Raw genomic sequence first — 12,576 nt, 5'->3', positions numbered from 1 at the left:
TGATATTTTTACTTTATACCGTGCATCATTTTCTTTATTTTACCATTTAACAGCAACATTATTACTCCGGCACCTGCAGGAATTAATGTGAATATTAAAAAGAAAGTAGATAAGCCATATTCTTCTGAAATTGGATCAATATAACTTCCGGTCCAACCACCAATTACACCTGCCAAGAAATTAGATATAAACCAAATTCCGAACATAATACCTACAAATTTCACTGGTGCTAGTTTACTCACATACGATAGACCTACCGGAGATACACATAGTTCTCCTAAGGTATGAAAAAGATATGCTAAGACTAGCCAAATCATACTTACAGATGCCGTTTTAGCTCCTTCTGGAATACCTGAAGAACCATAAGCCAATGTTGCAAAACCAACACCAACCAATATTAATCCTAAAGCAAACTTAACAGGACCAGATGGGTTGTATTTAGACTGCCAAATTTTTGAAAATAAAGAAGCAAATACAATAATAAACAACGAGTTAAGTACAGAGAACCAAGAAGCAGAAACCTCTACCTGTGAGCTTTTAACCTCTGTTACCTTTGCTGTAACTGTATCTTCTGTAGCTTCACTAACATAGCCTAAGTCTTGCGTAAGCTTTAACTGTACAGTAGTACCTGCAACAAAAGTAGTATCTTTTGATAACGCTAATCTTTGCTGTAAAGCTTCATTCTTTTGATTTTCAAAAACTAAAGAAGCGTACGTATTATCTTTCCAAAATAATCCTTTAGCTGGCTGTTCTTTTAAGTCTGTTATTTCAGCATTAAAAAAGTAACCAATAGCATTTTTATCTTCATTTAATAAGTTACCATCTTTAACAGTGTTTCCTAAATTTAAACTATCTGCAGGATTATAAAACTCGTATTTGTTATTCACTTTTACATGTACAACATCGCCTACAACTAAAGGGTCACTAGTTCTAACCTCTTTAATTTGTTCTACATTGTTCACATCTGTGTAAGCTACTGCGTAAGATGTAGTCTTATAATCGTTTTGTAACATCCAAAGTACCAAAACCCAAACAATAACAAAACTAGACGCCAGTACAATATTGGCCGTAGAATATTTAGAGAATGTCTTTTTAAACAATAAGCTTAATACGTATGTAATAATACCTAAAGGAATAATAACAATAATACTGTTTATGACTTTAAATGCGGTAGCAGAAGACCCCTCTAAAACTCTTTGTGTATAATCACCAGCAAAAATGGTCATAGAACCACCTGCTTGCTCAAAAGCCCACCAAAAAAATGTTGTAAATATGGCAAAAATACCAATCACTATCATTCTATCAGATACTACTTTAGATTTAGAAACTCCACCTACAAGCTCTTCTACCGTTTCTTCTAATTTTTCAGCATCATCCTCAATTGTACCTTCTATACTCTTATTTGTATTGGGTTTTAGACCAATTTTTCCGAATATTTTCTGTGCCAAATAGAATTGCACCATTCCAATAAACATAAAAACACCAGCCAAACCAAAACCATAATGCCATCCTATTTTTTCACCCAAGTAACCACACAAAAGAATACCTAAGAAAGAACCCGCGTTAATACCCATATAGAATATGGTATAACCAGCATCTTTTTCTTCTCCTTGAGTTTTATATAACTGACCAACGATTGAAGAGATATTCGGCTTAAATAAACCATTACCAATAATTAACAATGTAAGTCCGGCGTAAAAAAACCAGTGTGTAGATCCTTCTAGAGCCATAGAAGCGTGACCCAAGGTCATTATAAAAGCACCTAATATTACTGCATTTCTAAATCCTAAAAATTTATCTGCAATGTACCCACCAATAATTGGCGTTAAATACACCAAACCAATATACCAACCATATAATATAGTTGCGTCTGCTCTTTCCCAACCCCATCCTTCATTTAATAAAGATGATGTTAAAAAAAGCACCAATAACGCACGCATTCCGTAATAACTAAAACGCTCCCACATTTCAGTAAAAAACAACACAAAAAGCCCCGATGGGTGCCCTAATACTGTTTTCTGATTAGTTTCAGATCCTCCGTATTTAAATTCCATATATAATTAGTTAGTTTATAAATTTGATTTCATCAAAAATAACAGATTTAAAGCATATTTTAATCAATTCCAAAACAAGAATAATTCGCCTTAAATTATTAAATTCATAAAATGCTTTTAAGAAAGACCAAGTTTACTAATAATTTTAATAAATAGTAAACTTTTTATCTTAAATATTGCAATTAGACAGGTAAAACTGACATATATATGAGCAAAAGAAAATTGATACATTATGTTTATCTTTGACACCTGAAAAAAACCAACTATGATTACCCCTATTCAAGGATTTTCTAAACTTACCAAAGAAGAAAAAATAAACTGGATTACAGAAAATTATACTAAAAATTCTGCGCACACCAAAGAAGTTTTAAAAGTATACTGGAACTCTGATACCAAGTTGCAAAAATTACATGATGAGTTTATAGAAAATACCATTTCTAATTATTATTTACCACTGGGTATTGCTCCTAATTTTTTAATTAACAACAAGCTCTACGCTGTACCAATGGCAATAGAAGAGAGTTCTGTTGTTGCAGCAGCAAGTAAAGCGGCTAAGTTTTGGCTTTCTCGTGGCGGATTTAAAACCACAATTTTAGGAACTGAGAAAGTAGGACAAGTACATTTTATATTTAAAGGCGATTCTAAAAAATTAGAATCCTTTTTTAATAGCATTAAACCACTACTTATTAGCGACTCTAACGAGCTTACGACTAGTATGAAAAAACGTGGTGGCGGTATTTCCAAAATTGAACTGCGCAACAAAACAGCAGATCTAGCGAATTATTATCAATTACATTGCACTTTTGAAACCTTAGATGCAATGGGCGCTAATTTTATAAATTCTTGTTTAGAGCAATTTGCTATAACACTAAAAAGAGAGGCTTTACTTTATTCTGATTTTTCTAATACTGAAAAGAACATAGAGGTTGTAATGAGTATCTTATCTAACTACGTACCCAATTGTATCGTAAGAGCAGAAGTAAGTTGTAAGGTTGAAGAATTGAATGAAGATGCAAATATAAAATCGTCTCAACTTGCTGAAAAATTAGTACAAGCAGTAACCATTGCTAAAGTAGAACCATACAGAGCTGTTACCCACAACAAAGGTATTATGAACGGCATTGATTCTGTTATACTTGCCACGGGTAACGACTTTAGAGCTATTGAAGCAGGAATACATGCATACGCAAGTAGAAATGGAGCATACAGTAGTCTTACAGATGCAAGCATAGAAAACGGTATATTTAGATTTTGGATTGATATTCCTCTTGCATTAGGTACTGTAGGCGGATTAACAAATTTACATCCCTTGGTAAAAGTTGCTTTAGAGATTTTACAAAAACCAAGCGCTAAAGAATTAATGCAAATAGTTGCTGCAACTGGTTTGGCTCAGAATTTTGCTGCACTACGCTCCTTAGTAACTACCGGTATACAAGAAGGGCATATGAAAATGCACCTACTAAATATACTAAATCAACTTGGGGCAACAGATAAAGAAAAACAATTACTTACAACTCATTTTAAAACAAATACCGTAACGCATAGCGCTGTAGTTACTGCCTATAACAATTTAAAAAATGACTAAAGAGTTTTATAGTAATGGTAAATTATTACTTACTGGTGAATACGTTGTTTTAGACGGCGCACTTAGTCTAGCTGTACCCACTATTTATGGCCAAAACTTACTAGTTACCAATACAAATGAAAATTACATTAGCTGGAAAAGTTTAGATGTTCATAATAACACTTGGTTTAGTGCTAATTTTAATAGCAGCGACTTAGCCATTTTAAACACTGATGAAAAAGACAAAAATTGGAGTAACACAGCTAAAACACTCCAAGCTATTTTAAAAGAAGCACAAATTTTAAATCCTAATTTTTTAAAAGACAACAAAGGCTTACTAGTTGAAACAAAATTAGATTTCCCTAGAGATTGGGGTTTAGGCTCTTCTTCTACGCTTATTAATAATATTGCGAGTTGGGCTGCCGTAAATGCTTTTGACTTATTAGAAAATACTATGGGCGGCAGCGGTTATGATATTGCTTGTGCACAGAACAATACTCCTATTTTTTATCAGAAGATAAAAAATAAACCAACAATTAATGCTGTAAACTTTAATCCCGCTTTTACAGAACACATCTACTTTATACACCTGAACAAAAAACAGAATAGCAGAGATGCAATTTCTACATACAAGCAATGCACGTTTAACAAAGAAGAACTAATTAAAAACATCAATCAAATAACTAAAGAGATAAGCACTACAACATCTTTAACTGTTTTTGACACACTTATAACACAACACGAAGAACTGCTATCTAAAGCTTTAAAAACACCTGCAGTTAAAGAATTATTGTTTGCAAATTATAATGGCGCAATAAAAAGCTTAGGTGCTTGGGGAGGAGATTTTATACTTGCTACAGGAGATAAAAACACTCCTGCCTACTTTAAGGAAAAAGGATACAGTACCATTTTTAAATATACCGATTTTATAAAATAAAAAAGCCTCCAAATTGGAGGCTTTTTTTATGATTTTATGCGAAGTTCTACTAGTAGAACATTTGTCTGTTATCTTCTATTGTAGCAGACTTCTTTAATGCGTTGTATACAGCAGAATTTACTCTCTGCATAGCTGTTGTCTGTACCATATTAGAGTAAGTACTGTAATTATCTAACTTAGGAGCTTCTTCCTTTTTAGTTACAGTTACCATAAACACTCCTGTTTCACCTTGTAATAAACCAGACGTTTCGCCTTCTTTAAGACCAAAAGCATTACCTACAACGAAAGGCTCTCTACCTGCACCAGGAATAGTTGGCGACTTCATAGTTAAAGCCGAAGCAGTAGAAGCAGATATATTATTAGCTTTAGCAATAGCCTCTAAGTCTTTACCTTTGTTCGCTGCAATAATTTGTGCTGCCTTTTTCTCTTTTCTTAATTTAGGCAATACAATAAAAGATGCATCTTCTGCAGACATTAAACCTTCTTTGTATGTACCTGTTAACTGAACAACAGCATAACCGTTATTTACAGGAAAACGTTTAATATCACCAACTTCAGAATCTTCATTAAAAGCCCATTGTACAATTGCTCTCTGCGCAGATAAACCTGGAAGATTTTCATCCATTGCTTTTATCTTATTTACAGGTCTTGCAATAAATTTTTTCTCTTTAGATAATTCTAAAAATGTTTTATCACTAGCCTTAGCATCACTCTCGAATTGTGTAGCTGTTGTAAACAATGCATTACTTGTAGCTACAGAAGCTTCAATAGTTCTTGCTAAAGTTGCAATACGAACTAAATCTTGTTTATCATCAACCTTTACAATATGGTAACCAAATTCAGTTTCTACCATACCTATATAACCAACTTCATTACCAAATATGAATTCATCAAACTTAGGAGTCATTCTTCCTTTTTGATTATAACCTAAATCTCCACCTCTTGGGCCAGATGTCCCATCAGAATTATCACGAGCTAATACAGAAAACTCAACATCTCCTTTTTTAGCATCTTTTAATAATTCGTCTGCTCTTTTCTTAGCTTCTTCTTTTGTTCTTTTTACTTCAGGGTTTGCTCTTTCTGCACCTTCCCAAGCAACAAGTATGTGACTCGCTTTAACGTTACCTTCTTTTTTCTTCTCTATCATTTTAGTAACCTTAAAAGAGTTACCATCACGGTAAGGTCCGTATACATCACCAACGTTTAACGCCATTAATGTATCTGCAAATTTTGGAGAAAGAACATTTTTAGTTTTAAATATAGTATCGTATTTTAAATCTGAATTAATATCCAAAAATTCACCAATATTTTTAGTGTTTCTAAAACCTAAAACGGTGTCCTTATATTCTACTTTATCCTTAAGTAAAGTAAGTATTTCTTCTTTAACAGCTTTTTCATCTTCTAAAGACGGCTTTTCTTCAAAATAAACAAACTGAAAATCTCTTGCTTTTTCTTGTTTAAAATCATCTTGATGATCTTTTATATAAGAAGATATTTCTGACTTGCTCACAGCTACAGAACTGTCTGATATAGATGTATAAGGTACTCTTACGTATTTTACATCTATTTTATCGTTTGCTAATTTATAGTCTAACTCTCCTTCTTTTAAAGTAGCACCTAAGCCTGCTTTAATTAAGTTAAAGTAAGTTTGCTCTTTTGCTGCTTGCATTATAGCTACTTCTTGTTGCAACCATAACTGGTATTGTGCAGGACTTTCTTCTTTTAACGTAGAAATAAATTCTTTAAAAATATACTCATCAAAAACACCATTCTCATCTTGGTACTGTGGATTTTGAGTAAAACCAGGATTAGATGCAATAAAGTTTATAATTTGATCTTGTTCTATATCTATTCCTAAATCATCAAACTCATCGCTTAAAATAGCATTTCTTACTTCTTGATCCCAAACTGTGTTTACAACCTGCATAGAAGTTGCACCAGCTCCAAAACGATTAGAAGCAGACTCTACCTCTCTTCTAAATTTATCAATAGAAATATCTTTTCCATTAACTTCTGCTACAGTTGTTCCAGTTTTTTCACCAGACATACCGTTAGCACTAAAAATACCAGAGATAACAAACGCAAATAACGCTAAACCTATAATTAGGATTAATATCGTAGTTCTCTTTCTTATGTTCTCTAAAATCGCCATTTTATAAAATGTTTAAAATCAGTGCGCAAAAATACCATTTCTTTTTGGGTTTAAAAATTTAATTTTTATCAAATTTTTAACACAAAAACCCTACTCCTTTTCAAGTATATGCAAGGTTACCAAATCTATTTTGGTATTTGACACCTCTATTATTTTAAAATTGAAGTTTTCAACTTTTATTTCTGAGTCTTTTTCTGGAATTTCACCAGTTTCATTTACAATTAAACCACCTAGTGTTTCATACTCATCACTTTCTGGAAGTTCTAATTTATAATTTTCATTTACATAGTCTACATCTAACCTTGCCGAAAACTTATATGTTACTTCATCTATCTGTTCTTCAACCAAGTCTGTAGTATCATGCTCATCCTCTATCTCGCCAAAAAGCTCTTCTACAATATCTTCTACTGTCATTATACCAGATGTGCCACCATACTCATCTAACACAACAGCAACACTTTTTCTTTTCTTTATTAACGAATCCAGAATATCACTAACCAACATTGTTTCTGGTACAAATTCTATTGGCAAAAGTATTGTTTTTATTGTCTTTGGTTTTTTAAACAACTCAAAAGAATGCACATACCCAATAATGTTATCAATGGTTTCTTTGTACACCATTATTTTAGAAAACCCAGTTTCTGTAAACAATTTAGTTAAGTTTTTAGGAGAATCATGTAATTCTACAGCAATAATTTCTGTACGAGGAACCATTACCTCTCTTGCCTTAACCGCAGCAAATTCTAATGCGTTTTGGAAAATTTGAATTTCTGAATCTACTTCATCCTCCAATGTAACTGTTTCTAGCTGCTCTGTAATATAATCTCCTAATTCTACTTTACTAAAAGCAAGCTGACTATGATCGCCGCCTGTTTTAAAAAAGATTCTTAAAATAAAGTCTGATACTTTTATAACAAAATTAGAAATCCAAGAAAAAAATAAATAGAAAAAATAAGCAGGTATTGCTAATATTTTAAGCAGCGAATTCGCATAAATCTGAAAAAGCACTTTAGGCAAAAACTCTGCGGTAATTAAGATAACCAAAGTAGATATTATGGTTTGCGACAACAAGCCAAAATCTACCAATACCGCATCAAAAAAAACGCTACCAGTAGGCAACATACCTAAAAACCAAGCCATAAGTAAATCTCCCATATACATACCGTATATTACTAAAGAGATATTATTACCTATTAACATTGTTGCAATAAACTTAGAGGGTTTTGCAGTTAACTTAGACAATACCGTAGACAAAAAACCATCTTGCTTCTTCTCTATCTCTAAATGTATTCTATTAGCAGATATAAAAGCAATCTCCATTCCTGAGAAAAATGCAGAAAGCAATAATGATACAACAATAATTAAAATTGAAGTTCCCAAGATTATGATTTAGTATTATCTTCTTTCCTTTTTTCAAATTTTTTACGATAATGTCTACGAAAAAAGAACATCCCTAAAGAAACCACAGCAAAGAAAGCAAATAAATAAAATTCTTGACCAGTGTTCCATAAAGTAAACACCTTATAAATGGATAATAAAAAAACCCCCAAATACAGAACCTCCGTATACTTTAATATTTTCATCATATTTCCTCGTCTTTTATTGTTTTTAAACCTGTTGTTTTATGTGCATTTACTTGTTTTAAATCCTTATCAGAATCAAAACCTTCACCATACATTACAGATTCGTCCTCAGGATTTATAAACTCAAATTTCTCCTGAGTAAATATCCATTTATTAGTCTGGTCATAATACAACTGAGGCGTCTTAAATTGCTTTCCGTCATGCGTATTAATAATCACATTTCCCTGTAAACTTATTAATTTTGTAGTAGAATAACTAATGCCATAATCGGCTGTTATAGTACTCTTTTGATTTTTATCATCAAAAAACTCAACTTCTAATCCTTTTGGAAAAACTTCTCTAGGAAAGCTAAGGTTGTTAAAGTCTTCTCTAACAGGAGCCGTAAGCACTGCCAATACTTTTGACGTTACCGCCTTTTTGTTTTTAACTGGATCTGTAGTTTCTGTATACGTAAAAACTAAATCATTTGCCACACCTTGCGGATATACTGCTTTTTTAGCCTCTACACCTACACGTTCGTAATTATCATTACACGAAAAAAGCATTGCCATAAAACAAATTATGGCAATGCTCTTTAAAAAATTATATGTCCTTATTTTAATCATCTTATAGGTTAGGCACCTTTACACTACCACCAACCCAACAGTTAAAGGTAACAGTCTTACCTTGCATATTGTTAGAGAAAATATCTGTTTTAGTAGGTGCTCTTTGAGAGTAACTACTCGCTGCAGATGCAGAAGCAGACTTTAAAGAAGGATCTACTCTACCTGCTTTACGCGCTAATTCAGCAGCTTTCCAGTTTACAGCTAATTTCTCGAATCTTGTAGAACCACAATCGTTAGCACTACTAGAAACCAATCTAGCCATTAATAAATAAGCTCTACCATTAGATGGGTTTGCCTCTAAAGACTTACCTGCATATCTGTAAGATGTAGACTTACTAATTCTGCTATAACTATTAGCTATTTTGTATAAAATATTTGCTTTCTTATAAGAATCTGTTTCTAACTCACTAGCTTTTGTAAAATCTGCTAAAGCACCTTTACTATCACCTGACTTTAATTTTAAAGATGCAGAGTATAGGTACGCATTTGCAGATGGCTCCATAGCCAATTGCTTTTCAAACAATTTTTTAAACATTGGAGAATCTAAACAATCTTTAGAATACATTCTACTTACTGCTCTTTTTACCCATGTAAGATCGTTTTGCTTTTCTTCAAAATTCTTCTCGTATAATGGAATTAAGTTTTCACAGTTTGCTAAATCACCTAATTTAGAATCTACACTACTAGCAATTTTACCATAGTTTTCTGAATTTGCACTTGAAACTCTTAAAAGTTGCTTTTCCTTTTTTGTTAAAGTACCAGCATCTTCTTTAGGTAATAACTTTGTAATAGTTGCAACCAACTCTTTATTCTCTTCTTCTATTTTTTCTGTCACATCATCGTAAACATCAAAAACAGTTTGTAACTCCTCTTTACCAGCTTTGTGTAAATCTACCAAACTAGAGAAGTAAAGATATAATGCTTTTGGACTTTTAAAATGCTCTTTATCTTCTGTAAAAGCAATATGTAAAGCCGCATAATCTTCTGCGTCTGTAGACATTTTTTCATCATACTTTAACAATTGCTTGTCAATAAGAATTTCTGCCTTCGATACTTTAGTTGGGTAGTATTTGATATAATTATCATAAACTCCCAATAACATATTTACAAACTCAGTTTTTTCTGCTCCGGCAGCATTCTTTATTTTATGCTTTAAGATACGCTCGCCATATTGAAAGTTTGCTTGGTGATAATCTGGACATGCATCATACACCTTTTTCCATGGTCCATAAGCAGCATCGTAATTTTTAACTTTTGCATCTTGTGCATACAACTGAAAATTAGTAGCACATTCTGATTTGTCTACTGTTGCCGCAGCCGTTTCTTGAGCATAGCTTACACCCATAACGCTTATAAAAGCAATCGCTATAAAGTAAAGTTTCTTTTTCATCTTAAATTGGTTTTTATTAATGGTTATAAACTCTTTTAATTAATTGTTCTCTTATTAAACCACTTAGAGTTTAATGATATCCCTAGATTAATTTTAAAATAGTTTTCCTGTATTAAGTCCGCACTAGTTGTTCCTCTTTTTCCTATTTCAAATCCTATATTAATATTAGAAAAAGGATCATTAGTAGCGTTCATTGGTAATCCTACTCCAAAAGTTATGCCAAAGTCTTTAATATCCTCATTGTTCACTACCATTCCAGAGTTAATATACTTAGCTCCAGCTCTGTATGTTACTCTCTTGTAATAATCTGTAAAAGAAGTATAGTCTGGTGTATAAAAGCCCCCAACAGCAAACCTTGAAGAATTTTTATAAGTTAAATTATCTACTGTAAAAAATGGAGCCGTATAGTCTTCTAGTTTTTGCGCACTATACTCTGTACCAACAAACCATTTTCTATCTTGTCCAAAACCTAAGCCAATTGTTGTAGTTGTAGGTATTGTCACGCCCCTATTTGCTAAACCTAAGCGATCTAGATCTACATCTATAGTTTCGATTTCTTGTCCTGTACTAGAAGAAAAAGAACCTATTGTTTTTGTGTTATCAGATGATAAATTATTCTGTGTTTCAACACCAAAATAAGTATTCATTCTAATCTTCTCTGTAAGCATTGGTGTATAATTAGCGGATATCTTAAAGTTAGCACCGTTTACTTTAGACTCTCTAAAATCGAACGTCCCAAACTGCACATTTTCTACATCTTGCACTCTATTGGTTTCTATAGAACCAAAATTAAAATTAGTAGTTATACCAACAGTTAAATCTTCTATAATTCTTGCTCCTACAGAAAAGAAAACGGTATTAACACCACCTTCTCCAGTGTATTTATTTGTTATTAGGCCTGCGTTTGGATCTGTAAAACTAGATTCTACCTCGTAACCAACAGAACTAAAAGGCTTGATCCCGAAACCTACACCTACTTTATTTAATATAATTGGAAACCCAATTGCCAAATAATCTAGACTAGTTACAGAAGAATTTTGCTTTGTATCTGATCCTTTTAAAGCTGACTCTCTTCTAGATAATGAAGCGGTATAAGTAGTTCTTCCAAGCCCTCCATAAGCCGCTGGGTTGTTTAGGTTTATATGGATGCTATCTGCATACATACTAATACCCCCCATCATTTGATTTTCTACTGAACCTATTGATCTTAAATCTCCCAATCCAAAGTAAGAATATGGAGAAACTGTACCGTTTTGAGCGTAAATAGTACCTGCCATACAGCATACTATTGCAATAATTATTTTTCTTATCATTTAGTTTTTGTTGTATTCCAGCAAATAATTAAGTCCGTCTAGGAGAAAATTGGAATGCGCAAATATGGTATTTTTTAATCGTTTTGACAAAAAATGAGCGTCGCCACCTGTTAAAATAACTGTTAAATCTGCAAATCTAATCTTATATTCGTTAATTACACCATCAATTTCTAAACAAATTCCATTAACAACTCCGCTTTTCATACTCGCGCTTGTAGAATCTCCAATTAACTTAATTTCACCTTCCTTCTCTAGTAATGGCAAATTAGCAGTCTGGTTGTGCATTGCCTTAAAACGCATAGCAACTCCTGGAGAAATTGCCCCTCCTAGATATTCTCCATTTTTATTTATAAAATCGTAGGTAACGCAACTTCCCGCATCTATAACCAATGTATTCTTATTTGTGTATTGATAAAAAGCTGCTGTAGTTAAAGCAATACGATCTACACCTAAAGTTTTTGGAGTACCATATAAATTTTTAAATGGTATTTTGGTTGATGCACTTAATGTTTGCACATTACAATAGATGGCAAGCTTTGTTATTTCATCAGATCCTAACGCCCCTACTGTAGAAACAATAGCATTTTTAATATCTGGAAACTCCTGAAAAACCCGTTTCACTTCTTTTAAAAAAAATTGAAGCTCAAAAGATTTAGAAGTTAAAAACTCATTTCCTTTATAAACCGCCAATTTTACTGAGGTATTACCTGCATCTACAATTAAATTCATCTTGCAAATATTATAAAATTAAAAAAAATAAAATCTTTTTTTTGTTTTTTGTTTGGATATACGAAAATAGCAATTATATTTGCACCCGCTTAACGGCATGGTGCCTTAGCTCAGTTGGTAGAGCAATGGACTGAAAATCCATGTGTCCCTGGTTCGATTCCTGGAGGCACCACTTTAAAAACCCGATCAGAAATGTTCGGGTTTTTTTATTTTATTCACCCTATGCAACAGCACTTTATATATTTTCTT

At 32.6% G+C, this 12,576-nt stretch carries 9 protein-coding genes and 1 tRNA gene; 3 read left to right on the top strand and 7 right to left on the bottom strand.

Annotated features, from left to right (window positions below):
- Positions 1–8 precede the first annotated feature (8 nt).
- Positions 9–2,054, bottom strand: coding sequence for a peptide MFS transporter (locus M4I21_RS13195; protein ID WP_249559664.1), 2,046 nt, complete (start codon positions 2,052–2,054; stop codon positions 9–11).
- Between the two features lie 265 nt (positions 2,055–2,319).
- Here M4I21_RS13195 and M4I21_RS13190 point away from each other — a divergent pair, with 265 nt between their 5' ends.
- Complete coding sequence (locus tag M4I21_RS13190) at positions 2,320–3,639, top strand: hydroxymethylglutaryl-CoA reductase, degradative (protein WP_249559662.1); 1,320 nt, start codon at positions 2,320–2,322, stop codon at positions 3,637–3,639.
- On the top strand, positions 3,632–4,555 hold the full coding sequence (locus tag M4I21_RS13185) for a GYDIA family GHMP kinase (RefSeq protein WP_249559660.1): 924 nt from the start codon (positions 3,632–3,634) through the stop codon (positions 4,553–4,555). Before M4I21_RS13190 ends, M4I21_RS13185 begins: the two co-directional genes overlap by 8 nt.
- Positions 4,556–4,604: 49 nt before the next feature.
- Here M4I21_RS13185 and M4I21_RS13180 read toward each other — a convergent pair whose 3' ends face one another.
- The 6 genes from M4I21_RS13180 to M4I21_RS13150 all read right to left on the bottom strand — a co-directional run bounded on the left by M4I21_RS13180 (position 4,605) and on the right by M4I21_RS13150 (position 12,327).
- Positions 4,605–6,707, bottom strand: coding sequence for a peptidylprolyl isomerase (locus M4I21_RS13180; protein WP_249559659.1), 2,103 nt, complete (start codon positions 6,705–6,707; stop codon positions 4,605–4,607).
- 90 nt (positions 6,708–6,797) lie between these two features.
- Positions 6,798–8,087, bottom strand: coding sequence for a hemolysin family protein (locus M4I21_RS13175; protein ID WP_249559658.1), 1,290 nt, complete (start codon positions 8,085–8,087; stop codon positions 6,798–6,800).
- 202 nt (positions 8,088–8,289) lie between these two features.
- Complete coding sequence (gene lptC / locus M4I21_RS13165) at positions 8,290–8,895, bottom strand: LPS export ABC transporter periplasmic protein LptC (protein WP_249559654.1); 606 nt, start codon at positions 8,893–8,895, stop codon at positions 8,290–8,292.
- A gap of 1 nt (position 8,896) precedes the next feature.
- On the bottom strand, positions 8,897–10,285 hold the full coding sequence (locus M4I21_RS13160) for a hypothetical protein (protein WP_249559653.1): 1,389 nt from the start codon (positions 10,283–10,285) through the stop codon (positions 8,897–8,899).
- Positions 10,286–10,320: 35 nt separating this feature from the next.
- Positions 10,321–11,598 (bottom strand): BamG family beta-barrel-assembly machinery protein, encoded by a 1,278-nt coding sequence (gene bamG, locus M4I21_RS13155; RefSeq protein WP_249559652.1) that lies wholly within the window; start codon positions 11,596–11,598, stop codon positions 10,321–10,323.
- On the bottom strand, positions 11,599–12,327 hold the full coding sequence (locus M4I21_RS13150; protein WP_249559650.1) for a type III pantothenate kinase: 729 nt from the start codon (positions 12,325–12,327) through the stop codon (positions 11,599–11,601). It abuts the gene before it with no gap.
- Positions 12,328–12,426: 99 nt separating this feature from the next.
- On the opposite strand from M4I21_RS13150, the gene M4I21_RS13145 reads away from it, so the two are divergent.
- Positions 12,427–12,499, top strand: a tRNA-Phe gene (locus M4I21_RS13145).
- The last annotated feature ends 77 nt before the right edge of the window (positions 12,500–12,576 follow it).

Origin of the sequence: Cellulophaga sp. 20_2_10 (genome assembly GCF_023476645.1) — a bacterium.
Lineage (GTDB): Bacteria > Bacteroidota > Bacteroidia > Flavobacteriales > Flavobacteriaceae > Cellulophaga.
The sequence above is the reverse complement of the archived record's forward strand: the minus strand, read 5'-3'. Positions and strand labels throughout refer to the sequence as shown.